Here is a 22,721-nt window from a genome sequence, read left to right as displayed (position 1 = left end):
GGTGACGGACGAGTCCGCTTTGACCTTTTTGCCCGTAGCTCAGTGAGCAAACTCACATGGTGATCGTGGGGTGTTCGCGGCTTCGGCGGGGAATCGCATGTTTAGCCTGACGCTTTACAGAGAAGGCAAATCCGACAACCCGCGTCGGCGGCAGGGCCTTTCGGCCCGCCCGGCGCCCGCAAGGACAGGGTCTCGTAAGAACCGTGAAGACGACGATGATGTTCCACAAGATCGCCAACCCGCGGCGCACGACGCTGGCGCACCTGGAGGACGCCGACGACCTGCAGACCTCGGAGCAGCCGGAGCACTCCGTCGACCTCCCCGCGCAGACCGCGAACCCCAAGCGTACGGTCCTGATGGAGGTCCCCGTCACCGCCCGGGCCGCGGCCGGGGAGTAGCCGCAGGCCGTCCACGAGTGCCGGCGCTGGCCGGCACTCGTCTGTTCCCGGCGCTCCACCGTTTACGCGTCCGCCAGTATCTCCCTGGCCGCGCGCACCTTTTCCCGGTGCATTTCGTCGAGCTTTCGCAGCGGCTCCGGATCCTTCGCGATCATGTCCTTCTGAATCGCCGCCTCGGCGTCGAACCAGGTGTCCAGCAGGCCGGTGTTCTGCTTGCACGACACATCGGCCACCGCTGTTTCCTTCTCCTCGGCCGAGACTTTCCCCTCGCGGAAGGCCGGCGTCTCCAGCGCGTCCATCGGAGAGGCGTAGTCGTACCCCTTCCGCCGCATGCAGGAGGACCACTTCCCGAAGACGGCCCGCACGGCCGGGTCCTTCAGGGAGTCCTCGTAGCTCGCCGTCGCGATACGGCTCGCCGTCCGGCTGCCCGCCGGGTATTCGTACGGCTTGCGGAAGTCGAGGATCGCTTTCCCCAGACAGCCCTCGGCCGGTATTTCCCTGCCCCGGAATGTGAGCTTCGCGTCCTGCTGCCCGCTGTCCCCGAGGGACCGCTTCCCGTAGAGCACCGTGGTCTCGTCCTTCGAGAGTTGTGGCTGCGGCGCGGCCGGCTCCGGCGGCAGCCGGTAGCCGTACCGGCCCGCCGTGGCCAGGTCCGACAGCCCGTACCGGCGATCCGGCCCGGCGGCCGGGGCGGGGGTCTTCGCGGGCGTGTAGGAAAGCCCGAAGTCCTTCATGCAGTCACGGGTCAGGACCCGCTCCGCCGACTGGATCACCTCGTAGTCGGCGTCGCTGTAGCTGTACGCGGCGATGGGCAACCGGAACGTGTAGCCCTTCTTCGCGGGTGCCGACGGGCTCGCGCTCGGTTCCGGCGCGCCGGCGGAGGGCGTGGCGGAGCTCGGGGCCGACGACGGTGTCTGCGCGGAGCAGCCGGCCAGCAGCGCGAGGGAGAGTACGGGGATCGCCAAACGTCTCATGAGTCCAGATGTCCGTGGGAGGGGTGCTGCTCTCGGGCGCCGGTACGACGTCGGCACATACGGAACCCCGCACAGGCCCGACTGCCCTGCGCGGGGTCGTGTGCGGCCCTGCCGCGGCTGACGCGTCAGTCCCACTTGTAGCAGTGGGAACCGCCGCGGTCGAAGTCGAACGAGGCGTTGTCGTTGTACGTCCTGGCGAGCCTGCCGGTCTCGGACAGCGGCGCGAACGTGTCGCAGGCGCCTGCGTAGTTGCTGTTGAAGAACACCGTGGCGACGCTGTCGATGCTCGCGTTCCAGAACGAGGCCGCGTTGTTCTTCACGGCCTGTCCCTGACCGGTCCCGGACGACAGGAACGTGTACCCCGAGAGGTTGGCCACGCCGTCCCGGGTGAAAGCGGTGTGCGACCCCGAGGTGTCGCTGTTGTAGTAGAAGACGGCACAGTCCCGCTCGGAGTCCGCGCAGGTGACTCGGGCCTCCGCGTGCGCCGTCGGGGCCATGCCCAGTACCGCCACGGCCGCGGTGGGAAGGCCCACTGCCATGGACAGGGCCTTGCGCGATGCCTTCATGAGATCCCCTGGTTCGTGAACCCGACGCGTCCCCTTCGGAAAGATCACCCTAGGGCGGTGATGAGATCACGACAAGCGGTTTCCGGTCGCTGCGCGGCCGGTCGGCGGCGCAGGACGGCGGCAGCCGGCAGCGGGCCCGCGGAGCCGGCTCTCCCGACCCGCCGACCGATGATCACGCGCTCCGACCGGTTAGCCTGGAGCGTCCAGCGTCGGCTCGCGGGCACGCCGGCCGGCCGACACGCACACCAGTCTCAGTGAGGGGCGCAAGGATCCCGTGCGCATCGCCAGATTCTCCATCGACGGGAACGTCGCCTTCGGCGCGGTCGAGGGCGACAGGCCGGACGAACTCGTCCTCGACATCATCAAGGGCATCCCGTTCGCGGACTTCGAGCTCTCCGGCACGAAGGTCCCGCTGAGCAAGGTCAGGCTGCTGCCGCCGGTGCTCCCGAACAAGGTCGTGGCCTTCGGCCGCAACTACGCGGAACACGCGAGGGAACTCGGCAACGAGGTGCCCGACGCCCCGTTCGCCTTCTTCAAGCCCTCCACCTCGGTGATCGGCCACGGCGACGCGATCCAGTACCCCTCCTTCTCCGAGGACCTCCACCACGAGGCCGAACTGGCCGTCGTCATCGGCCGGATGTGCCGCGAGGTCCCGCGCGAGCGCGTCAAGGACGTCATCCTCGGCTACACCTGCGCCAACGACGTCACCGCCCGCGACGTGCAGAAGCGCGAGAAGCAGTGGGCCCGGGCCAAGGGCTTCGACAGCTCCTGCCCGCTGGGCCCCTGGGTGGAGACGGACCTCGACCCGTCCGACCTGACCATCCAGCTCACGGTCAACGGCGGGCAGCGCCAGCTCGGCCGGACCAGCGAGATGATCCACTCCATCGAGGACCTGATCGTCAACATCACCGAGGCCATGACGCTGCTCCCCGGCGACGTCATCCTCACGGGCACCCCGGCAGGCGTCGGACCGCTCACCGTCGGCGACGAGGTCGCCGTCACCATCGAAGGCATCGGCACTCTCACCAACAAGGTTGTCAAGCGTGGCTAGCGCACCCGGCTCCCCCGTTCGCGTCCGTTTCTGTCCCTCGCCCACCGGTAACCCGCACGTGGGCCTGGTCCGCACCGCCCTGTTCAACTGGGCGTTCGCCCGGCACCACCAGGGCACGCTGGTCTTCCGCATCGAGGACACCGACGCGGCCCGCGACTCCGAGGAGTCCTACGAGCAGCTGCTCGCCTCGATGCGCTGGCTCGGCTTCGACTGGGACGAGGGCCCCGAGGTCGGCGGCCCGCACGCGCCCTACCGCCAGTCGCAGCGCATGGACCTCTACCAGGACGTCGCCGCCAAGCTCCTGGACGCCGGCCACGCCTACCACTGCTACTGCTCCCAGGAGGAGCTGGACACCCGCCGCGAGGCCGCCCGCGCCGCCGGCAAGCCGTCCGGCTACGACGGCCACTGCCGCGACCTGAGCGCCGGGCAGACCGAGGAGTACCAGGCCCAGGGCCGCACCCCGATCGTCCGTTTCCGGATGCCCGACGAGCCGGTCACCTTCACGGACCTGGTCCGCGGCGAGATCACGTACCTCCCGGAGAACGTGCCGGACTACGGGATCGTACGAGCCAACGGCGCCCCGCTGTACACGCTGGTGAACCCGGTCGACGACGCCCTGATGGAGATCACCCACGTCCTGCGCGGCGAGGACCTGCTGTCCTCGACGCCCCGCCAGATCGCCCTGTACAAGGCGCTGGCGGAGCTGGGCGTCGCTCAGGGGATCCCGCGGTTCGGCCACCTGCCGTACGTGATGGGCGAGGGCAACAAGAAGCTGTCGAAGCGGGACCCGCAGTCGTCGCTGAACCTCTACCGCGAGCGCGGCTTCCTCCCCGAGGGCCTGCTCAACTACCTCTCCCTCCTCGGCTGGTCGCTCTCCGCCGACCAGGACATCTTCACGATGGACGAGATGGTCGCGGCCTTCGACATCGCGGACGTGAACCCCAACCCGGCGCGCTTCGACCTGAAGAAGTGCGAGGCGATCAACGCCGACCACATCCGGCTGCTCGACGTGAAGGACTTCACGGAGCGCTGCGCCCCGTGGCTGCGGGCCCCGTTCGCCCCGTGGGCCCCGGAGGACTTCGACGAGACGAAGTGGCAGGCCATCGCCCCGCACGCCCAGACCCGTCTGAAGGTCCTGTCGGAGATCACCGACAACGTCGACTTCCTGTTCCTCCCCGAGCCGGTCTTCGACGAGCCGAGCTGGACGAAGGCGATGAAGGAGGGCAGCGACGCTCTCCTGCGCACCGCCCGCGAGAAGCTCCGGTCCGCGGACTGGACCTCCCCCGAGTCCCTGAAGGAGGCCGTCCTGGCCGCCGGCGAGGCCCACGGCCTCAAGCTCGGCAAGGCCCAGGCCCCGGTCCGCGTGGCCGTCACCGGCCGCACGGTCGGCCTGCCGCTCTTCGAGTCCCTGGAGATCCTCGGCAAGGACAGGACGCTGGCCCGGATCGACGCGGCGCTGGCCAGGCTGGCGGCGTAGCGCAGGCGCGGGTGAGGGGCGGCCACCGGACCACCGGGGGCCGCCCCTCCGGCGTCGGAGGGGCGGCCGCTCCGCGCCACGACGGCCCTGGGCGCGGCGGACCCGAAGCAGGGCCCGGTCGCTACGGCGGACACGCGAACCGGCCGGCGGTTACCGTCGGACCATGAGCATTCGGGCCGTGGTCTGGGACATCGACGACACCCTCTTCGACTACACCACCGCCGACCGCGCCGGCATGCGCGGACACCTCGCGGCCGAGGGCCTGCTCGACGGGTACGAGAGCGTCGAGCGGGCCCTCGCGCGATGGCGGGAGGTGACCGACGCGCAGTGGGCGCGGTTCGCGGCGGGGCAGGCGACCTTCGAGGGACAGCGCCGGGACCGCGTACGGGTCTTCCTGGACGACCAGGCGCTGACCGACGCCGAGGCCGACGCCTGGTTCCAGCGCTACATCACGCACTACGAAGCCGCCTGGGCCCTGTTCCCGGACGTGCTGCCGGTCCTGGACGCCCTCGCGGTCAGTCACCGGCACGCCGTGCTGTCGAACTCCAGCCTGCACGTCCAGGACCGCAAGCTGCGGCTGCTCGGCGTGCACGACCGGTTCGAGGCCATCCTGTGCGCCGCCGAGCTGGGCGTCTCCAAGCCGCAGGCCCGCGCCTTCCTGGCGGCCTGCGACGCCCTGGAACTGGCCCCGCACGAGGTGGCCTACGTGGGCGACCACCCGGAGATCGACGGGCGGGGCGCCGCCGACGCCGGGCTGCTGTCGGTCTGGATCGACCGAGGGGGCCTGTACGCGACCGTCGACCCGCCCACCGGGCCGCGCCGGATCGCCTCCCTCGCCGAACTCCCCGCGATCCTCGGCGCGGATACCCGTTTTGGAGCCCCGTCCACCTTCGGGTAATGTTCTTTCTGCGCCGCCGGGGAGCGGGCCGAAAGGTCCCGAGCCGGAGGCGCAAGCTAAACAAGATCCCCCTCAGGGATTGCGTTTCAGTGGCCTATGGTGTAATTGGCAGCACGACGGTTTCTGGTTCCGTTAGTCTAGGTTCGAGTCCTGGTAGGCCAGCTCGCAGAGCTCATCTGCAACCGCGGAGATCGACTCCGCAACGCCCCCGTTGTGTAGCGGCCTAGCACGCCGCCCTCTCAAGGCGGTAGCGCCGGTTCGAATCCGGTCGGGGGTACAGATCCTTCCCAGGGGGGCAGTCCGGGTCGCACCCGCTGACTCTCATGCAGGATCGCTAGGGCCCCCGTTGTGTAGCGGCCTAGCACGCCGCCCTCTCAAGGCGGTAGCGCCGGTTCGAATCCGGTCGGGGGTACAAACTGGTCTAAACCACATTGGTCTATGGTGTAATTGGCAGCACGGCTGATTCTGGTTCAGTTAGTCTTGGTTCGAGTCCAGGTAGACCAGCTCGGATCTGCGGAAACGCACGATCCTCGCCCCCGTTGTGTAGCGGCCTAGCACGCCGCCCTCTCAAGGCGGTAGCGCCGGTTCGAATCCGGTCGGGGGTACGCGAATCGATGGGCCTTCACTTCGGTGGGGGCCCATCGGCGTGTCCAGACCCCGGCTCATGACCCCGGCTCATGACCCCGGCTCATGACAGCGGCTCGTGACAGCGAGAAGGGCCTGCCGCGGCGTTGAGGCAGGCCCTTCCCGCTGATGTCCCCGGTGGGTCAGCCCGTGCGGCGCAGGGCCTCGGACAGACGCGCGGCGGCGTCGATGACGGCCTGGGCGTGCATACGGCCCGGGTGGCGCGACAGGCGCTCGATGGGGCCGGAGACGGAGACGGCGGCCACCACGCGGTTGGAGGGTCCGCGCACCGGAGCGGACACGGACGCGACGCCCGGCTCACGCTCACCGATGGACTGGGCCCAGCCCCGGCGTCGTACGCCCGACAGGGCCGTGGCCGTGAAGCGGGCGCCCTGGAGGCCGCGGTGCAGGCGCTCCGGCTCCTCCCAGGCCATCAGGATCTGCGCGGACGAGCCCGCCTTCATCGTGAGCGTCGAGCCGACCGGGACCGTGTCCCGCAGGCCGGACAGACGCTCGGCCGCGGCGACGCAGATGCGCATGTCGCCCTGGCGGCGGTAGAGCTGAGCGCTCTCGCCCGTGATGTCACGGAGGTGGGTGAGCACCGGGCCGGCCGTGGCGAGCAGGCGGTCCTCGCCCGCCGCTGCCGCCAGCTCCGCGAGCCGGGGGCCGAGAATGAAACGGCCCTGCATGTCGCGCGCCACCATGCGGTGGTGTTCCAGAGCCACGGCCAGCCGGTGGGCCGTGGGTCGTGCCAGCCCGGTCGCCGCGACCAGACCCGCGAGGGTGGCCGGACCGGACTCCAGGGCGCTCAGGACAAGGGCTGCCTTGTCCAGGACGCCGACGCCGCTACTGTTGTCCATGCAACGATACTCGCGTCTCACTCTGTGAAACGCAAGTTCAATTTTCCATGGAACACGCCACCCTGGAAGACACAGCGGCCCGCAGCACGAGGGGCCCGGCGGCGGATGCCCGGACACAGGGGCGCGGGCGTCGCCTCCTTCAAGATCTCTAGTTGGGCCGGCGCACCACTTGCCGGCCGGAGGGAAAGCGATGGGTAGGACACTCGCGGAGAAGGTCTGGGACGACCACGTCGTCCGGCGCGCCGAGGGCGAGCCCGACCTCCTCTTCATCGATCTGCACCTGCTGCACGAGGTGACCAGCCCGCAGGCCTTCGACGGTCTGCGCAAGAGCGGTCGCCAGGTGCGCCGGCTCGACCTGACCATCGCCACCGAGGACCACAACACCCCGACCCTCGACATCGACAAGCCCATCGCCGACCCGGTCTCCCGGATCCAGCTGGAGACGCTGCGCAAGAACTGCGCCGACTTCGGGGTCCGCCTGCACCCGCTGGGCGACGTCGAGCAGGGCGTCGTGCACGTCGTCGGCCCGCAGCTCGGTCTGACCCAGCCCGGCATGACGGTCGTCTGCGGCGACTCGCACACCTCCACGCACGGCGCCTTCGGCGGTCTGGCGTTCGGCATCGGCACCTCCCAGGTCGAGCACGTGCTGGCCACCCAGACGCTGCCCATGGCCCGCCCGAAGACCATGGCCATCACCATCGACGGCGACCTGCCCGACGGCGTCACCGCCAAGGACCTGATCCTGACGATCATCGCCAAGATCGGTACGGGCGGCGGCCAGGGCTACGTCCTGGAGTACCGCGGCTCCGCCATCGAGCAGCTCTCGATGGAGGCCCGGATGACCATCTGCAACATGTCGATCGAGGCCGGCGCCCGCGCGGGCATGATCGCCCCCGACGAGACCACCTTCGCGTACCTCAAGGGCCGCCCGCACGCCCCCAAGGGCGAGGACTGGGACGCGGCCGTCGCGTACTGGAAGACGCTGAAGACGGACGAGGACGCCGAGTTCGACGCCGAGGTCGTGATCGAGGCCGCCGAGCTGGCGCCGTTCGTCACCTGGGGCACCAACCCCGGCCAGGGTGCCCCGCTTTCGGCACACGTCCCCGACCCGGCTTCGTACGAAGACGCTTCGGAGCGCCTCGCCGCCGAAAAGGCCCTGGAATACATGGGCTTGGAGGCCGGGCAGCCGCTGCGCTCCATCAAGGTGGACACCGTCTTCGTAGGCTCGTGCACCAACGGCCGCATCGAGGACCTGCGCGCCGCCGCCGAGCTCGTGAAAGGCCGCAAAGTCGCCGACGGCGTACGGATGCTGGTTGTCCCCGGCTCCGCGCGGGTCGGTCTGCAGGCCGTCTCGGAGGGCCTGGACGTCGTCTTCAAGGACGCCGGCGCCGAATGGCGGCACGCGGGCTGCTCGATGTGTCTGGGCATGAATCCCGACCAGTTGGCCCCCGGTGAGCGCTCCGCGTCCACCTCCAACCGCAACTTCGAGGGCCGGCAGGGCAAGGGCGGGCGTACGCACCTGGTGTCGCCGCAGGTCGCGGCGGCCACTGCCGTCCTGGGCCACCTGGCCTCCCCGGCCGACCTGTCCGACGCCGAGACCCGTACGCCCGCTGGAGTCTGAGAGTCATGGAAGCATTCACCACGCACACCGGCCGGGCCGTCCCGCTGCGCCGCTCCAACGTCGACACCGACCAGATCATCCCTGCTCACTGGCTCAAGAAGGTGACCCGGGACGGGTTCGAGGACGGGCTGTTCGAGGCCTGGCGCAAGGACCCGTCCTTCATCCTCAACCAGCCCGAGCGCAAGGGTGCGACCGTCCTGGTCGCCGGCCCCGACTTCGGTACCGGTTCCTCCCGTGAGCACGCGGTCTGGGCGCTGCAGAACTTCGGCTTCAAGGCCGTCATCTCGTCCCGCTTCGCCGACATCTTCCGCGGCAACTCGCTCAAGAACGGCCTGCTCACGGTGGTGCTGGAGCAGAAGATCGTGGACACGCTGCAGGAGCTCACGGAGAAGGACGCGACGGCCGAGGTCACGGTGGACCTTGAGGCTCGTGAGGTGCGTGCCGAGGGCATCACCGCCCCCTTCGAGCTCGACGAGAATGCCCGTTGGCGGCTGCTGAACGGGCTGGACGACATCTCCATCACCCTCCAGAACGAGCCCGACATCGCCGCGTACGAGGCCAAGCGCCCGTCGTACAAGCCGAGGACGCTCCCGGTCTGACCGGAGCGCCGGTCCGGAGCAACTGAACAGGTCGAGTTTCGGCCACCGCGACACCCCCGCCGTACCCCCGATCAGCCCGATCGGGGGTACAGCTGTGTCTGCACCCGAACGGCCCTGCCGGTGTCCGGGACACCCCCCAACTTCCCACGTTACGGCGGTTGTTGTCGGGGTAGGCGTGCCCTGAAGCCGTGGCTCCCCGATACGCCCGGAAGGCCGTTTGAGGCGGCAGTTGCACCCTGAGCAGGCGACAACTCGCCCCAGATGGCACAATCTGTGCATGGAACACGACGGCCAACTCCAGCTCTATGCGGCAGTCGCGGACCAACTCAAGGAAGCGCACGCAAGAGTGCGCGCACTGCAAGTCCCGGAGGGCGTACGGATGGCGCTGACCCGGAAGCTGCTGGTCATTACGGCCGCGGCCAAGCACGATCTCGCCGATGCGGCAAGGCGTCTGGAGGGGTTCGTGGCGGACCTCGACGCGGGTCGAATCCCGGAAGAGGAACGCTGAACAAGTCCAGAACAGCCGAGTTCGTTGCGGCGCACGGGTGATAAGCCCGTTTCGTGTTTGATTTGCGGTATATATCTGCCTAACGTGCGAAAACGCTTGAACACTTTCGTTCTGGCAATGTCTCCGAAGGGGAAGACGTGAACAAGGCGCAGCTCGTAGAAGCGATTGCCGACAAGATGGGGGGCCGCCAGCAGGCCGCCGATGCTGTCGACGCGGTCCTGGACGCCATCGTCCGCGCGGTCGTAGCGGGTGACCGGGTCTCGGTCACCGGTTTCGGTTCGTTCGAGAAGGTCGACCGTCCGGCCCGTTACGCCCGCAACCCCCAGACGGGTGAGCGGGTTCGGGTCAAGAAGACCTCCGTTCCGCGCTTCCGCGCGGGCCAGGGTTTCAAGGACCTGGTGAGCGGCTCGAAGAAGCTCCCGAAGAACGATGTCGCCGTGAAGAAGGCGCCGAAGGGCAGCCTGTCCGGCCCGCCGCCCACCATCGCCAAGTCCGCGGCCAAGAAGGCCGCCACCAAGAAGGCGACGGGAGCGGCGAGGAAGACGACGACCGCGAAGAAGGCCACGCCGGCGGCGAAGAAGACGACCACGACCGCGACCGCGAAGAAGGCCACGGCCAAGAAGACGACGGCGACGCAGTCCGCCGCCAAGAAGACCACGGCGACGAAGTCCACCGCGAAGAAGACCACGGCCAAGAAGGCCCCGGCGCAGAAGGCGACGGCCAAGAAGGCCCCCGCCAAGAAGTCGACGTCTCGCACGACCACCGCCAAGAAGGCCACCGCCCGCAAGAGGTAAGGGCACAGGGGCACTCACGCGCCGGGCCGGACTCCGTACGGAGCCCGGCCCGCGGCGTGTCCGGAGGACATGCGGAGGAAGTGCGGAGGAAATGCGGGGCAAGCGCGGGGGACGTCAGGGGAGGGCCGGGGGATCCTGGACGGGTCCCGGGAACGGTCAGAAGGTCTGGAGCGTCACCAGCGTGATCCGGCGCGACTCGCCCTCGCCCTCCGTCTCGATGCGCACCCGCTGTCCGGGCCGCAGCAGCCTCAGCCCGCCCGCGTCGAACGCCGGCGCGTCGAAGGGCACCGGGGTGCCGTCGTCGAGCAGCACCTGTCCGCTGCGGCTGTCGGGGTCGTACGTGTACGCGGTGGCCTGCATGGCGGCAGCCTACTGCCCGGGGATCAGCAGGCGCGCGGCCTGAACCGCCGTGCGGGGACCCACTCCGAGGACCAGCGCGGCCCGCAGGTCTGCGCCGGTGTCCACGTCCTGGCGTACGGAATCCACCGCGTCCAGGGCGAGTTCCACGGCTCCGGAGGTGCGATGGCGGGCCCGGGAATCCGTGCCGAAGGCGGGACGCAATTCCTCGCCTTCCCGGGCAGCCAGCAGAGTGGTGCCGATCGCGGCGGCATCCGGGAGAAACGCGCGGGGGAATTCCGCGGCCGCGTCCAGAACCCGGGCCAATTCCAGCGGGCGAAGTGCCGGCAGATCCGCGTTCACGGCCGCCACGGCGCTTTCCGGACGCGATGCGCGGACGGCGTCCGCCGCGTGTGCCAGAGCCGCGTTCAGGCCGCCGCGCGGCTCGTCGGAGACGATGCGGGCGCCCAGCGCGCCCAGCTCCCGGCCGGCCAGTGCGTCGTTGGTGACGACCGCCACATCCCGCACCGCGGGGCAGGCCAGCGCGGCCGCCACGGTGTCCTGGGCGAAGGCGAGCGCCAGGCCCGGGCGCAACCCGTCGGCGGCGGTGTCCGAGAGCCTGCTCTTCGCCCGCGCCAGCGCCTTCACGGGTATGACCAAGGTCCACTGCACGAGCGTTCCGTCCCTCTCTTGTCGCGGCCATTGTTACTCAGCCGTCACCGGCCCATCCGGCGGGCTCGGGGGCGGGGCGTACGGTGTTCTCGACAGACCGGTGGCCTGAGGCGACACTTGTGCGGCCCTCAGGCCCTAGAGGAAGGTGTCCGCGTGCCCCGCCGCAGAATCGGCTTCTGGTACCGCTTCGCAGCGGTGCTCTGCAAACCGCCGCTGGTGGTTCTGATCAAGCGGGACTGGCGCGGAATGGAGCACATTCCGGCTGATGGTGGATTTATTACCGCCGTGAACCACAATTCGCACATCGATCCCTTCGCGTACGGACACTTTCAGTACAACACCGGCCGCGTTCCGCGATTCCTGGCGAAGAGCAGTCTTTTCAAGAAGGGATTCGTCGGCGCCGCGATGCGCGGTACCGGTCAGATCCCCGTCTACCGCGAGAGCACGGACGCGCTCAGCGCCTTCCGCGCCGCCATCGCCGCCGTCGAGCGCGGTGAGTGCGTCGCCTTCTACCCCGAGGGCACCCTCACCCGCGACCCGAAGGGCTGGCCCATGGTCGCCAAGACGGGCGCGGCCCGGGTCGCCCTGCAGACCAGGTGCCCGGTGATCCCGGTCGCCCAGTGGGGCGCCAACGAGGTGCTTCCGCCGTACGCCAAGAAGCCCGATTTCCTTCCGCGCAAGACCCACCACGTGCTCGCCGGGCCCCCGGTGGACCTGCGACGCTTCTACGACAAGGAGATGACCCCGGAGCTTCTGAAGGAGGCGACCGAGGTCATCATGGCCGCCGTCACCCGCCAGCTGGAGGAGATCCGCGGCGAGAGGGCGCCCGCCACGCCTTACGACCCGCGTGACGAGCGGCGCGAGCAGCGGCGCAGGACCCGGGCACAGACGCAGCGGAAGGTCGGACAGGAAGAGCGGAAGGTCGGACAGGAAGAGGGGCAGAGCACGTGAGCAAGCCGGTCAAGGCGGCGGTCTTCAGCGCCGGTTCATGGGGGACGGCGTTCGGCATGGTGCTGGCCGACGCGGGGTGCGAGGTCACCTTGTGGGCACGCCGGGAGGAGGTCGCCGAGGCGGTCAACTCCACCCGGACCAACCCCGACTACCTGCCCGGTGTCGAACTGCCGCAGAACCTGCGGGCCACCACGGACGCGGCCGAGGCCGCCGCCGGCGCGGACTTCACGGTCCTGTCCGTGCCCTCCCAGACGCTGCGCGCCAACCTCGCCGAGTGGACGCCGCTGCTCGCGCCGGACACGGTCCTCGTGTCGCTGATGAAGGGCGTCGAACTCGGTTCCGCCATGCGGATGAGCGAGGTCATCGAGGACGTCGCCAAGGTGGGCCCGAGCCGCATCGCCGTGGTCACCGGACCCAACCTCGCGAGGGAGATCGCCGCGCGGATGCCGGCCGCCGCCGTGGTCGCGTGCACCGACGAAGGCGTCGCCCAGCGGCTCCAGGCCGCCTGCCACACGCCGTACTTCCGCCCGTACACCAACACCGACGTGGTGGGCTGCGAACTCGGCGGCGCGGTGAAGAACGTGATCGGTCTGGCCGTCGGCATCGTGGACGGCATGGGACTCGGCGACAACGCCAAGGGTTCGCTCATCACCCGCGGCCTCGCGGAGACGACCCGCCTCGGCCTCGCGATGGGCGCCGACCCGCTGACCTTCTCCGGACTCGCCGGGCTCGGCGACCTGGTGGCGACCTGCTCCTCGCCGCTGTCCCGCAACCACACCTTCGGCACCAACCTCGGCAAGGGCATGACCCTCCAGGAGACCATCGCGGTCACCAGGCAGACCGCCGAGGGCGTCAAGTCCTGTGAGTCCGTACTGGATCTGGCCCGCCGGCACGGCGTCGACATGCCCATCACCGAGACGGTCGTCGGCATCGTGCACGAGGGCAAACCCCCGGTGGTCGCGCTCAAGGAACTGATGGCGCGCAGCGCGAAACCCGAACGACGCTGAGCGAGCCCGGGTGCGGCGCGGTGTCCAGGCGCATGACGGTCGGCGACCGTGCGTACGACGCTGAGCAACCGTCCGTGCGACGCTGAGCGACAGCGGGCGAGCGGACGCTGACTCGGCGGATACCAGCGGGTACTCTCAAGCCGATATGAGCACTGAGAACCTCCCCCAGAGCCCTGAGCAGCCGCCCCGCAAGCCGCGTGTGGCCGTCGTGTTCGGCGGGCGCAGCTCCGAACACGGGATCTCGACGGTCACCGCGGGCGCCGTCCTGCGGGCCATCGACCGGACGAAGTACGACGTCCTGCCGATCGGCATCACCCGGGAAGGCCGCTGGGTGCTCACCGCGGACGCCCCGGAACGCATGGCGATCACCGAACGCCGTACGCCCGACGTCGAGGAGCTCGCCGAGTCGAGCGAGGGCGGCGTGGTCCTCCCCGTCGACCCCGCGAACCGCGAAGTGGTCTACAGCGAGCCCGGATCGGTGCCCAAGGCGCTCGGCGACATCGACGTCGTCTTCCCGGTGCTGCACGGCCCCTACGGCGAGGACGGCACCCTGCAGGGCCTGCTGGAGCTCTCCGGCGTGCCGTACGTGGGTTCGGGCGTGCTCGCCTCGGCCGTCGGCCAGGACAAGGAGTACATGAAGCGGGTGTTCACCTCCTTCGGGCTCACGGTGGGCCCGTACGTGGTGATCCGGCCGCGTGAGTGGGAGCGTGACGAGCCGGCCGCCCGCAAGAAGATCGTCGACCTCGCCGGAGAGCACGGCTGGCCGCTGTTCGTGAAGCCCGCGCGCGCGGGTTCGTCGATCGGCATCACCAAGGTGGACGACCTCGCGGGGCTGGAGGAGGCCATCGCCGAGGCGCAGCGGCACGACCCGAAGATCCTGGTGGAGGCGGCGCTGCGCGGCCGCGAGATCGAGTGCGGGGTCCTGGAGTTCGAGGACGGCCCGCGCGCCTCGGTCCCCGCGGAGATCCCGCCGCCGGACGCGCACGCGTACTACGACTTCGAGGCCAAGTACATCGACTCGACGCCCGGCATCGTGCCCGCGCCGCTGACGCCCGAGGAGACGGCGGAGGTCCAGCGGCTCGCGGTGGACGCCTTCGAGGCGGCCTCCTGCGAGGGCCTGGTCCGCGCGGACTTCTTCCTCACCGAGGACGGCGAGTTCGTGATCAACGAGATCAACACCATGCCCGGCTTCACGCCGATCTCGATGTACCCGCAGATGTGGCAGGCGAGCGGGATCGCCTACGGCGAGCTGGTGGACCGGCTGATCCAGGCGGCCCTGCGCAGGTCTACCGGCCTGCGCTGACCCGTGGGGCGACGCCCTCGGGAACCGCCTTCTTCACGGCCGGCGCCAGGCCGGTCAGCACCCCGGCGCTGTCCTGCCCCTTCTCCACGGTCACCTCGACGTACGCGGAGCGATTGGCGGTGGTGAAGCGGTACGCCCCGTCGTCCTGCTTCTCCATCAGCCAGTCGACTCCGTTCACGCCGCCGGCCACCGCGTCCGGGTCGCCGCCCTCGGCCACCTTGGGATCGACCATCTTGGGCGGCTGTTCGACACCGCAGCGCAGTATGATCGCCGGGCTTCCCCAGCCCGCGGTCAGCGCCGAGGCGGGCTCGGGGTCGTGGCGGCTCTCACCGTCCACCTTCGACGGCAGTACCTTGTCCAGGTTCCGGCACAGCTGCGCGACCTTCGCGACCGGACTGGGAACCGCCGTCGCCGCGGTGTCGTCTGCTGAGGAGCAGCCCGCGACCGTGATCAGCACGGCCAGCGCGGGCGGCCCGACGAGGATGCGGCGCCGGTGACGGAAGAAGTTCACCGGTCAAGGGTAGACGGGGGCTACAGATGAACGACCGGGCAGGTCAGGGTGCGCGTGATGCCGTCCACTTGCTGGACCTTCGCGACCACCATGCGGCCGAGATCGTCCACGGTGTCGGCCTGGGCGCGCACGATGACGTCGTACGGTCCTGTCACGTCCTCGGCCTGGATGACTCCGGGGATCTTGCCGATCGTCTCGGCGACGGTCGACGCTTTGCCGACCTCGGTCTGGATCAGGATGTACGCCTGTACCACGGAACCTCCAGGGCGGCCACGAGGATCATGTGGGGAAAAGGAACGCCACGGTATCGCGTCGCCGCTCGTCGCGGGGAGACCTGCGGGCACCGGGGCTCGCGCGCCGGGGTACGGGCACGACGGAAGTTGACGGTCACCTCGACCGTATCGAGGACACTGGTGACGCGCGAGCGGGCACGGACAGGGACAGAAGGGGCGTAAGGGCAATGAAGGGCACTGTTGGTGAGCTGGGGGAGTTCGGGCTCATCAGGGAGCTCACCTCCCGTCTCACCACCACCCCGGCGGTCCGGGTCGGCCCCGGCGACGACGCCGCGGTGGTCGCCGCGCCCGACCGACGGGTCGTGGCCAGCACCGACATCCTCCTGGAGGGCCGGCATTTCCGCCGCGACTGGTCCACCGCCTACGACGTGGGCCGCAAGGCCGCCGCGCAGAACCTCGCGGACATCGCCGCCATGGGCGCGGTACCGACCGCACTGCTGCTCGGCCTGGTCGTCCCGGCCGAACTCCCGGTGACCTGGCCGAGCGAGCTGATGGACGGCCTGCGCGACGAGTGCCAGGTCGCCGGCGCCTCGGTGGTCGGCGGGGACGTCGTGCGCGGCGACACCATCATGGTGTCGATCACCGCGCTCGGCGACCTGCGCAACGTCGAGCCGGTCACGCGGGGCGGCGCGCGGCCCGGGGACATCGTCGCGGTGACCGGCTGGCTGGGCTGGTCCGCGGCCGGGTTCGCGGTGCTCTCCCGCGGGTTCCGCTCGCCGCGGGCCTTCGTGGAGGCGCACCGGCGCCCCGAGCCGCCGTACCACGCGGGTCCGGCCGCCGCCGGGCTCGGGGCGACCGCGATGTGCGACGTGAGCGACGGGCTGATCGCCGACCTGGGGCACATCGCCGAGGCCAGCAAGGTCCGCATCGACGTCCGCTCCGGAGCCATCGACATCCCGTCCCAGATGAACGACATCGGACAGGCCGTCGGCGTCGACCCCATGCAGTGGGTGCTCACCGGGGGAGAGGACCACGCGATCGTGGCGACCTTCCCGCCGGACGTGAAGCTGCCGGCCCGCTGGCGGGTGATCGGCGAGGTGCTCAACCCGTCGGCGCTGCCCCAGGTGACGGTCGACGGGGCGCCGTGGACGAAGAAGGGCGGCTGGGACCACTTCGGGGACATCGAGTCATGAGCGCGCCCGTGCGGGTTCTCACGGTCGCGGGCTCCGACTCCGGCGGGGGCGCGGGCATCCAGGCCGACCTGAAGACGATGCTCGCGCTCGGCGTGCACGGCATGAGTGTCGTGACGGCGGTCACCGCGCAGAACTCCCTGGGTGTGCAGGGAGCCTGGGAGCTGCCGGTGGAGGCGGTGCGGGCGCAGTACCGCAGTGTCGTGGACGACATCGGCGTCCAGGCGGTCAAGACCGGGATGCTCGCCTCGGCCGGACTCGTCGAGGCGGTGGCCGAACTGATCGGCGGGACGGACGCGCCGGCCGTCGTCGACCCGGTCGGCGTCTCCAAGCACGGCGACCCGTTGCTGGCCGCGTCCGCGCTGGACTCCGTCCGGACGAAGCTCCTGCCGGTGGCCACCGTCGCGACCCCGAACCTCGACGAGGTGGCCCAGCTCACCGGCGTACGGGTCGAGTCGGAGGACCAGCTGCCCCGGGCCGCGGCGGCCGTGCTGTCGTACGGGCCGCGGTGGGTGCTGATCAAGGGCGGCCATCTCTCCGGCGACGCGGTGGACCTGCTCACGGACGGCACCCAGGAGCACTGGCTGCGGGCACCGCGGTACGACAACCGGCACACGCACGGCACGGGCTGCACCCTCGCGTCCGCGATCGCGTCACAGCTGGCGAAGGGGCGGTCCGTACCGGAGGCGGTCGCGTCGGCCAAGGAGTACGTCACCGGGGCGATCCGCGCCGGGTTCGCGCTCGGCGGGGGGATCGGGCCGGTGGACCACGGGTGGCGGTTCATGGTGGCGGATGGCGCCGGGACGTAAACGCTTACGCAATCGGTTGCGTAAGCGCTTGCGCACGCGTGTGGGGAGGTGCGCCGTGCAGGGGCGCGGGCAGGCGAGAAGGCATGCAAAAAGCCGGTCCACACTCGGTGGACCGGCTCAGTGCAGCGAACCAGCAGTGGCCGCGCGCTTAGCTGTGCGTCAGCGCGAGACCTTGCCGGCCTTGATGCACGAGGTGCAAGCGTTCACGCGCTTCGGCGTCCCGCTGACCACAGTACGCACACGCTGGATGTTCGGGTTCCAGCGGCGGGGCGTACGGCGGTGAGAGTGCGAGATGTTGTTGCCGAAGCCCGGCCCCTTGCCGCAGACGTCGCAGTTGGCAGCCACGGGTCACTCCAAAGACTTCAGATGCACTTACGGTGGATCCCGGCATGCCGGGATCAAGATCGCAGGATCAGAGATCTGAGTGGCGCTGCCAGGAGGAAGAGCCCGATGGGATCGGGCAACCGGAGCAGCATACAACGACTGCGCCAGCACAACGAAACTACCATGGCTGTTCAGGGGCCCGGTCCCCTCCCTCTTCCGGTGGCCCCCGACCCGGGGTCTACGCTGCGTCCCACGTCAGCAGCTCAAGGAGGCGCAGGTGGCGCAGGTGCCGCAGACATTCTTCGATGCTCTCGCGGTGCGCACCTGGTGCGGTCTCGCGCTGACCGCGCTCGGCCGGGCGCGCGAGGAGATCGACGCGATCAACGTCTATCCCGTGGCCGACGGGGACACCGGCACGAACCTGTATCTGACCGTGGAGTCCGCCGTGGGGGCCGTCGAGGCGGTGTTCGCGGGGCACGAGGTGGGTCGTGGCGCCATCGGTGAGGCCGGTGGAACCCCTGAGACCTCTGGAACCCCTGAGTCCCGTGGGACATATGCGACCGGTGGGACGTATGCGACCGGTAGGCCGACGCTCGCCGATGCCGCGCGGGCGATGGCGCACGGGGCGCTCATCGGCGCGCGGGGCAACTCGGGGACGATCCTCGCGCAGTTGCTGCGGGGCATGGCGCAGGTGCTCGCCGCCGACGGTGAGACCGCTCACACCGACGGGGAGGGCCTCCGGCTCGCCCTGCGGCGCGCGGCCGACTCCGCCCGCCAGGCCGTGGCCCGCCCGGTCGAGGGGACGGTCCTGACCGTCGCCACCGCCGCCGCGGACGCGGCGGCCGGAGTCGAGGGCGACTGCGCGACGGTGGCCCGGGCCGCCTACGAGGGAGCGTGTGCGGCTCTCGCCGAGACCCCCGGCCAACTGGCGGTCCTCCAGCGCGCCGGAGTGGTCGACGCGGGCGGACGGGGGCTGGTGGCGGTCCTCGGGGCCTTGGTGGAGACGTTCACGGGGCAGGTGCCGGGCGGGGCGGTGAGCCCGGTGTCCGGGGGCGGGGTGCACGCGCGCGTGGGGCACGTGGAGATCGGTGGCGGTGAGCGGGCCGGGGACAGGGCCGGCAGTGGAGACGGCGGTGGTGTGCGCGAGACCGATGCCGATGCCGATGCCGTGACGTCGTACGCCGCCCCTGGGGGACACAGCGACACCGGGGGAGCTCCTGGGGCGATGCCCGGGGCCGGCCCGCAGGCGGGGCACGCGGGGCCGGCGGGGCAGGCGGGCGTGGTGCTCGACGAACGGGCGTCTTCCGCGTGCGGGACCGCGGGTACCGGCGGCGTGAGGGAGTGTGCCGACGGGCCGGCCGGGCCGGCGGAACCGGAGGCGGGCGGGCCGGCCTTCGAGGTGATCTACCTGCTGGAGGCTGAGGACGCGGCGGTCGCGAGGCTGCGAACGCGGCTCGACGCCCTCGGGGACTCGCTCGTCGTGGTCGGCGGAGACGGCCTGTGGAACGTCCACGTGCACGTCGACGACGCCGGTGCCGCCGTGGAAGCGGGCGTCGAGGCCGGGCGGCCGTACCGCATCCGGATCACGCACTTCGGGCTCGACGATGTGCACACCACGGGCGTCGGCCGGCCGGCCGGGGAGCGGGCCCAGCGCGCGGTCGTGGCCGTCGTGCCCGGCGAGGGACTGGCCGGGCTGTACACCGAGGCGGGCGCGACGACGGTGCTCGCGCGCCCCGGGGAGCCGCCCGCGAGCGGGGAGCTCGTGCAGGCCGTACGGCGTGCCCACGCGCGGGAGGTGGTGCTGCTGCCCAACGACGCGGACCTGCGCCACACGGCGGCCGCGGCGGCCGAGCAGGCCCGCACGGAGGGAATCCGCGTGGCCCTCATCCCGACGCGCTCCGCGGTCCAGGGCATCGCCGCGCTCGCCGTGCACGAGCCGGAGCGCCGCTTCGACGAGGACGTCGTGACGATGACCTCGGCGGCCGGAGCCACCCGGTACGCGGAAGTCGTCGTCGCGGAGCACCAGTCCTGGACCATGGCGGGCATCTGCCAGGCCGGTGACGTCCTCGGCCTCATCGACGGCGACGTCGCCGTGATCGGCACGGAGGTCGGGGCGACCGCGGAGACGGTCCTCGACCGCATGCTCGCGGCCGGCGGCGAACTGGTCACCCTCGTCCTCGGCGACGCGGCCCCCGATTCCGTCGCCGACCGGCTCGAGGCACGCGTACGGGAGTCGTACCTCGCCGTCGACACGGTGGTGTACCGGGGCGGGCGGCAAGGGGCCGTGCTGCTCATCGGCGTCGAATAGCCGGGGCTCGCCTCCGGCGGCTATCCCGCGGCCTGTTCCTCCACCACGCCGAGCAGTTGCCGCGCCTCGGCCCGCCGGGCCCGCGCGGTCTCGTCCTCGTCCTCGTCGTCGTCGGTGTACGCCGACAGCACCGCACGCGCGCGTGCCGCCGCGTCTGAGGGACGGCTCAGGTCTGCCTCCAGCCATCCCGCGGCGAGTTCGGCACCGGTCCGGCTGGGCAGCGCGTCGGCCCCGAGGGCGGTGAACACGACGATCGCCTCCGCCACCCGGGAGAGCGCCTCCTCCAGCACGGACCGGATCGAGTCGTCCTCGGCGTCCTCGGCGGCGGAACGGGCCAGCAGGTCGCCGAACTGGCGGTGGGTGTGGCCCAGTTCGGCCACCAGCCGGCGCCGCGTCTCCTCGTCGTCCGCGGCCGCGGCCAGCGCCGTCTCGCACTCCCGGACCGCGTCCGCCATCAACTCCCGCGCCGCGTCGGGCTGGTCCTCGGTCCCCAGCGCGAGCCAGGCGCGGGCCCGCAGCGAGCGGACGAGGCCGTGGACGTTGCCGAGGGTGCGCCACAGCTCGCCCGCGCGCGTGTACGCCTGGTCCGCCTCGGCGGGCAGTCCCGCGTGGCCGAGGGACTCGGCGGCGAGGTGGGCGAGCGTCGCGTGGTCGTGCTGCTCGGGCCAGTGCCGGGCGATCTCGGCCGCCTGAAGCCGCCGTTCGGCCGCTTCCCGGTGCTCGCCGAGCTCGTTCAGACAGTCACCGAGCCACCACTGCGTCTGCACGATCGCGCCGTCGCCGTGCGTCTCGGCGCTCAGGTCGGTCAGCGCCGACTCCAGGACCTCCGCGGCCTCGGCCCAGCGCCCCTGGCGCAGCAGGAACCCGCCGAGCTGGTGCCGGGCCCAGGCGCCGAGTGTCGGCCCCTCCCCGGCCTCGTCGGCCCAGTGCGCCGCCTCCAGGGCGTGCCCGGCGGCCTCCCCGGACAGGCCCCGGCCACCGACGACCTCGGCGAGCTGCAGGTGCAGCTGAGCCCGTCCCGTCGGCTCCAGGTGCGGTCCGCCGTGCTCCAGGGCGGCCCGCAGGGCCCGTTCCGTCTCGGCCAGGTCACCGAGGTGGTGGGCGAGTCCGGCCAGCTTGGCCTCGTACTCCACCGCGAACCACGGCAGCCCGGCCCCGACGAAGCCCTCCGCCGCCCGCGCGAACAGCTCCGCGGCCGTCTGCACCTCCCCGGTCTGCGCCGCCAGCTCCGCGAGCATCGCCTGCGCCTCGGCGGCCCGCGCGGCCAGCCGGACGTCGTCCCCGGTACGCCCCTTGACCAGGGCCAGCACCTCCCGGGCAGCCACCTCGGCCGCGGCGAGCACCGAGCCGAAGGAGGAGCCACCATCGGGGCGTACGTCGGCTGGGGAGTGGGCGGTGGCAGGGCCTACGTGCCCGTGGGAGCCGCCGGCCGGGCTCACGCCGTCCTGGGAGCGGTCGGACTGGCTCACGCCGTCACTGAACCCGTCGGCCGGGCACACCCCGTCCGGGGAGCGGTCGGCCGGGTTCATGGCGCCCTCGGGGCCGTCGGCCAGGCGCACACCGCTGAGCGCCGTGGCGGCGGCTTCGGCCGGACCGTCCGAGGGGCCACCGGCCTCCGTGGAGCCCTCAGCACGGTCGCCGTCGGCCGGACCGTCCGAGGGGCCACCGACCTCGGTACGAGAGCCCTCAGCACGGTTGCCGGTGGCCTCGTCCGCGGTGGCCCGCCGAGGACCGCGCGTGGCCCCGCGCGGGCCCGGTACCCGGTCACCGGTGGTCCCGTCCGCGTCCACCCGAGGATGGTCAGGGGTTCCGCCCGGGTCGGCCCCGGGGCCGACCGTCCCGGCCGGGTGCTCCGCAGGACCGTCGGCCGTGACGGAGTCCGCGAAGGAGTCCTCGTTCGGGGCGTCGGCCGTGCCGGAGTCCGTGAAGGAGTCCGTGAAGGAGTCCTCCCCGGCTCCGCCGGCCGCCGCGACCGTGTCCCCGAGAGGTGCGTCGCTCGCCCCCGGGTTCTCCACGGGGCCGTCATCGATCCCCGCGGGCTCCTCAAGAGACCCCGCCCGCTGCACTTGCCGCATCAGGACCCGCGCCCGCCCCATCAGCACGGACGCGGTCTGGTGGACGTCCGTGCCGCCCCCGGCGTAGAGGGCGAGGATCTCGTCGTAGGGTCCGGCGACGGCAGCCAGGGCCTCGTCCACGTGCCCCGTGAGGGCGTGGACGTACGCCGCGCGGGTGCGGGCCGCCAGAGCCTCGCCGGGGTCGCCCGCCTCCGCGTACAGCTCGGCGGCCCGTTCGAAGAGGGCGATGCCCTCCGGGCCGAGGCCCATCGCCTGGTGGTCGGCGATCTCCGCGCGGTCGCGGGCGTCCAGCTCGACACCCTCCGCCGCGCGCGCGGCCGCCGCCCACGCCTCGATCGCGTTCGGCTGCAGGGTGTCCGACAGCCGCCGTGCCTCGGTGAGCAGCGCGGCCAGATCCGGCTCCTGCGGGGCCACGGCCACCGGCGGCGGAGCCACCGCGGCCACAGAGGCCGTCCGTACCGAACGCACCCCCAGCGGCAGCCGCTCCACCAGCGGCCGCTGCGCCATCCGCGCGCGGGCCCGCTCGCTGACGTGCCGAGTGCCGTTGCGCTCGTCGAAGCGGGCGGCCGCCGGCCCGCGTTCCCGCGGGAGCCGTCACGTCCTGACAGCCCGTACGGGCCCCGGGGGGAAGG

23 protein-coding genes and 5 tRNA genes are annotated in these 22,721 nt (G+C 71.3%); 19 read left to right on the top strand and 9 right to left on the bottom strand.

Annotation, left to right across the window (positions count from 1 at the left end):
- The first annotated feature begins 203 nt into the window (after positions 1 to 203).
- Positions 204 to 398: a hypothetical protein gene (locus tag ACWD0J_RS33315; protein WP_451499587.1), complete on the top strand. Its 195-nt coding sequence runs from the start codon at positions 204 to 206 to the stop codon at positions 396 to 398.
- 62 nt (positions 399 to 460) lie between these two features.
- On the opposite strand, the gene ACWD0J_RS33310 is transcribed toward ACWD0J_RS33315, so the two are convergent.
- Positions 461 to 1,372 (bottom strand): hypothetical protein, encoded by a 912-nt coding sequence (locus ACWD0J_RS33310; RefSeq protein WP_451499586.1) that lies wholly within the window; start codon positions 1,370 to 1,372, stop codon positions 461 to 463.
- A 125-nt stretch (positions 1,373 to 1,497) separates the two neighbouring features.
- On the bottom strand, positions 1,498 to 1,938 hold the full coding sequence (locus ACWD0J_RS33305; RefSeq protein WP_451499585.1) for a peptidase inhibitor family I36 protein: 441 nt from the start codon (positions 1,936 to 1,938) through the stop codon (positions 1,498 to 1,500).
- 274 nt (positions 1,939 to 2,212) lie between these two features.
- On the opposite strand from ACWD0J_RS33305, the gene ACWD0J_RS33300 reads away from it, so the two are divergent.
- From ACWD0J_RS33300 to ACWD0J_RS33265, 8 genes are all read left to right on the top strand, one after another.
- Positions 2,213 to 2,989: a fumarylacetoacetate hydrolase family protein gene (locus tag ACWD0J_RS33300; RefSeq protein WP_451499584.1), complete on the top strand. Its 777-nt coding sequence runs from the start codon at positions 2,213 to 2,215 to the stop codon at positions 2,987 to 2,989.
- Entirely contained in the window at positions 2,982 to 4,466 is a 1,485-nt protein-coding gene (gene gltX, locus ACWD0J_RS33295; protein WP_451499583.1) for a glutamate--tRNA ligase, read from the top strand. Before ACWD0J_RS33300 ends, gltX begins: the two co-directional genes overlap by 8 nt.
- Before the next feature lie 163 nt (positions 4,467 to 4,629).
- Complete coding sequence (locus ACWD0J_RS33290) at positions 4,630 to 5,364, top strand: HAD family hydrolase (protein WP_451499582.1); 735 nt, start codon at positions 4,630 to 4,632, stop codon at positions 5,362 to 5,364.
- 90 nt (positions 5,365 to 5,454) lie between these two features.
- Positions 5,455 to 5,526 (top strand) — tRNA-Gln (locus tag ACWD0J_RS33285).
- Between the two features lie 42 nt (positions 5,527 to 5,568).
- A tRNA-Glu gene (locus ACWD0J_RS33280) sits at positions 5,569 to 5,641 on the top strand.
- Between the two features lie 62 nt (positions 5,642 to 5,703).
- Positions 5,704 to 5,776 (top strand) — tRNA-Glu (locus tag ACWD0J_RS33275).
- 20 nt (positions 5,777 to 5,796) lie between these two features.
- Positions 5,797 to 5,868, top strand: a tRNA-Gln gene (locus ACWD0J_RS33270).
- 28 nt (positions 5,869 to 5,896) lie between these two features.
- Positions 5,897 to 5,969: transfer RNA gene (locus ACWD0J_RS33265), tRNA-Glu, on the top strand.
- Between the two features lie 162 nt (positions 5,970 to 6,131).
- Here the strand turns inward: ACWD0J_RS33265 and ndgR are convergent.
- On the bottom strand, positions 6,132 to 6,848 hold the full coding sequence (gene ndgR / locus ACWD0J_RS33260; RefSeq protein WP_286064918.1) for an IclR family transcriptional regulator NdgR: 717 nt from the start codon (positions 6,846 to 6,848) through the stop codon (positions 6,132 to 6,134).
- A 190-nt stretch (positions 6,849 to 7,038) separates the two neighbouring features.
- Here ndgR and leuC point away from each other — a divergent pair, with 190 nt between their 5' ends.
- The 4 genes from leuC to ACWD0J_RS33240 all read left to right on the top strand — a co-directional run bounded on the left by leuC (position 7,039) and on the right by ACWD0J_RS33240 (position 10,370).
- Positions 7,039 to 8,469, top strand: a complete 1,431-nt coding sequence (gene leuC / locus ACWD0J_RS33255) for a 3-isopropylmalate dehydratase large subunit (protein ID WP_451499581.1) — start codon at positions 7,039 to 7,041, stop codon at positions 8,467 to 8,469.
- A 5-nt stretch (positions 8,470 to 8,474) separates the two neighbouring features.
- Positions 8,475 to 9,068: a 3-isopropylmalate dehydratase small subunit gene (gene leuD / locus ACWD0J_RS33250; RefSeq protein ID WP_451499580.1), complete on the top strand. Its 594-nt coding sequence runs from the start codon at positions 8,475 to 8,477 to the stop codon at positions 9,066 to 9,068.
- Positions 9,069 to 9,345: 277 nt separating this feature from the next.
- Positions 9,346 to 9,576, top strand: coding sequence for an SCO5555 family protein (locus ACWD0J_RS33245; RefSeq protein ID WP_451499579.1), 231 nt, complete (start codon positions 9,346 to 9,348; stop codon positions 9,574 to 9,576).
- 137 nt (positions 9,577 to 9,713) lie between these two features.
- A complete protein-coding gene (locus ACWD0J_RS33240; protein WP_451499578.1) occupies positions 9,714 to 10,370 on the top strand; it encodes an HU family DNA-binding protein in 657 nt (218 codons plus the stop codon).
- A gap of 156 nt (positions 10,371 to 10,526) precedes the next feature.
- Here ACWD0J_RS33240 and ACWD0J_RS33235 read toward each other — a convergent pair whose 3' ends face one another.
- Positions 10,527 to 10,730, bottom strand: coding sequence for a hypothetical protein (locus ACWD0J_RS33235; protein WP_451499577.1), 204 nt, complete (start codon positions 10,728 to 10,730; stop codon positions 10,527 to 10,529).
- A 9-nt stretch (positions 10,731 to 10,739) separates the two neighbouring features.
- Positions 10,740 to 11,378, bottom strand: coding sequence for a 2-phospho-L-lactate guanylyltransferase (cofC, locus tag ACWD0J_RS33230; RefSeq protein WP_451499576.1), 639 nt, complete (start codon positions 11,376 to 11,378; stop codon positions 10,740 to 10,742).
- A 153-nt stretch (positions 11,379 to 11,531) separates the two neighbouring features.
- On the opposite strand from cofC, the gene ACWD0J_RS33225 reads away from it, so the two are divergent.
- From ACWD0J_RS33225 to ACWD0J_RS33215, 3 genes are all read left to right on the top strand, one after another.
- Entirely contained in the window at positions 11,532 to 12,329 is a 798-nt protein-coding gene (locus ACWD0J_RS33225; protein ID WP_451499575.1) for a lysophospholipid acyltransferase family protein, read from the top strand.
- Positions 12,326 to 13,336 carry an NAD(P)H-dependent glycerol-3-phosphate dehydrogenase gene (locus ACWD0J_RS33220; protein WP_451499574.1) on the top strand — a complete coding sequence of 337 codons (1,011 nt, stop codon included), beginning with the start codon at positions 12,326 to 12,328 and terminating at the stop codon, positions 13,334 to 13,336. The genes ACWD0J_RS33225 and ACWD0J_RS33220 overlap by 4 nt, the downstream gene beginning before the upstream one ends.
- A gap of 145 nt (positions 13,337 to 13,481) precedes the next feature.
- The gene (locus ACWD0J_RS33215) at positions 13,482 to 14,639 is read left to right on the top strand and encodes a D-alanine--D-alanine ligase family protein (protein ID WP_451499573.1); all 1,158 of its coding nucleotides are present in this window, start codon (positions 13,482 to 13,484) and stop codon (positions 14,637 to 14,639) included.
- On the opposite strand, the gene ACWD0J_RS33210 is transcribed toward ACWD0J_RS33215, so the two are convergent.
- Positions 14,623 to 15,150, bottom strand: coding sequence for a DUF3515 domain-containing protein (locus tag ACWD0J_RS33210; RefSeq protein ID WP_451499572.1), 528 nt, complete (start codon positions 15,148 to 15,150; stop codon positions 14,623 to 14,625). The genes ACWD0J_RS33215 and ACWD0J_RS33210 overlap by 17 nt on opposite strands.
- A gap of 20 nt (positions 15,151 to 15,170) precedes the next feature.
- Entirely contained in the window at positions 15,171 to 15,404 is a 234-nt protein-coding gene (locus tag ACWD0J_RS33205) for an Lrp/AsnC family transcriptional regulator (RefSeq protein ID WP_029384521.1), read from the bottom strand.
- Positions 15,405 to 15,610: 206 nt separating this feature from the next.
- Between ACWD0J_RS33205 and ACWD0J_RS33200 the strand changes: the two genes are divergently transcribed.
- Positions 15,611 to 16,576: a thiamine-phosphate kinase gene (locus ACWD0J_RS33200; RefSeq protein WP_451499571.1), complete on the top strand. Its 966-nt coding sequence runs from the start codon at positions 15,611 to 15,613 to the stop codon at positions 16,574 to 16,576.
- Positions 16,573 to 17,382, top strand: a complete 810-nt coding sequence (gene thiD / locus ACWD0J_RS33195) for a bifunctional hydroxymethylpyrimidine kinase/phosphomethylpyrimidine kinase (protein ID WP_451499570.1) — start codon at positions 16,573 to 16,575, stop codon at positions 17,380 to 17,382. Before ACWD0J_RS33200 ends, thiD begins: the two co-directional genes overlap by 4 nt.
- Before the next feature lie 159 nt (positions 17,383 to 17,541).
- On the opposite strand, the gene rpmB is transcribed toward thiD, so the two are convergent.
- Entirely contained in the window at positions 17,542 to 17,727 is a 186-nt protein-coding gene (rpmB, locus tag ACWD0J_RS33190; RefSeq protein WP_033282681.1) for a 50S ribosomal protein L28, read from the bottom strand.
- 256 nt (positions 17,728 to 17,983) lie between these two features.
- On the opposite strand from rpmB, the gene ACWD0J_RS33185 reads away from it, so the two are divergent.
- The gene (locus ACWD0J_RS33185) at positions 17,984 to 20,014 is read left to right on the top strand and encodes a DAK2 domain-containing protein (protein WP_451499569.1); all 2,031 of its coding nucleotides are present in this window, start codon (positions 17,984 to 17,986) and stop codon (positions 20,012 to 20,014) included.
- A gap of 20 nt (positions 20,015 to 20,034) precedes the next feature.
- Here ACWD0J_RS33185 and ACWD0J_RS33180 read toward each other — a convergent pair whose 3' ends face one another.
- Positions 20,035 to 22,596, bottom strand: coding sequence for a tetratricopeptide repeat protein (locus ACWD0J_RS33180; protein WP_451499568.1), 2,562 nt, complete (start codon positions 22,594 to 22,596; stop codon positions 20,035 to 20,037).
- Between the last annotated feature and the right edge of the window lie 125 nt (positions 22,597 to 22,721).

Source organism: Streptomyces sp. NPDC003011 (assembly GCF_053591515.1).
Note: the sequence above shows the minus strand (reverse complement) of the source record. Positions and strands in the feature narration are given on the sequence as shown.

What these genes read in the sequence shown, in the direction of transcription:
- ndgR (WP_286064918.1), bottom strand. Translation starts at nt 6,848, where the DNA reads ATGGACAACAGTAGCGGCGTCGGCGTCCTGGACAAGGCAGCCCTTGTC.
- ACWD0J_RS33245 (WP_451499579.1), top strand. Translation starts at nt 9,346, where the DNA reads ATGGAACACGACGGCCAACTCCAGCTCTATGCGGCAGTCGCGGACCAA.
- ACWD0J_RS33305 (WP_451499585.1), bottom strand. Translation starts at nt 1,938, where the DNA reads ATGAAGGCATCGCGCAAGGCCCTGTCCATGGCAGTGGGCCTTCCCACC.
- ACWD0J_RS33180 (WP_451499568.1), bottom strand. Translation starts at nt 22,596, where the DNA reads ATGGCGCAGCGGCCGCTGGTGGAGCGGCTGCCGCTGGGGGTGCGTTCG.
- thiD (WP_451499570.1), top strand. Translation starts at nt 16,573, where the DNA reads ATGAGCGCGCCCGTGCGGGTTCTCACGGTCGCGGGCTCCGACTCCGGC.
- ACWD0J_RS33290 (WP_451499582.1), top strand. Translation starts at nt 4,630, where the DNA reads ATGAGCATTCGGGCCGTGGTCTGGGACATCGACGACACCCTCTTCGAC.
- ACWD0J_RS33310 (WP_451499586.1), bottom strand. Translation starts at nt 1,372, where the DNA reads ATGAGACGTTTGGCGATCCCCGTACTCTCCCTCGCGCTGCTGGCCGGC.
- ACWD0J_RS33215 (WP_451499573.1), top strand. Translation starts at nt 13,482, where the DNA reads ATGAGCACTGAGAACCTCCCCCAGAGCCCTGAGCAGCCGCCCCGCAAG.
- ACWD0J_RS33200 (WP_451499571.1), top strand. Translation starts at nt 15,611, where the DNA reads ATGAAGGGCACTGTTGGTGAGCTGGGGGAGTTCGGGCTCATCAGGGAG.
- leuC (WP_451499581.1), top strand. Translation starts at nt 7,039, where the DNA reads ATGGGTAGGACACTCGCGGAGAAGGTCTGGGACGACCACGTCGTCCGG.
- leuD (WP_451499580.1), top strand. Translation starts at nt 8,475, where the DNA reads ATGGAAGCATTCACCACGCACACCGGCCGGGCCGTCCCGCTGCGCCGC.
- ACWD0J_RS33235 (WP_451499577.1), bottom strand. Translation starts at nt 10,730, where the DNA reads ATGCAGGCCACCGCGTACACGTACGACCCCGACAGCCGCAGCGGACAG.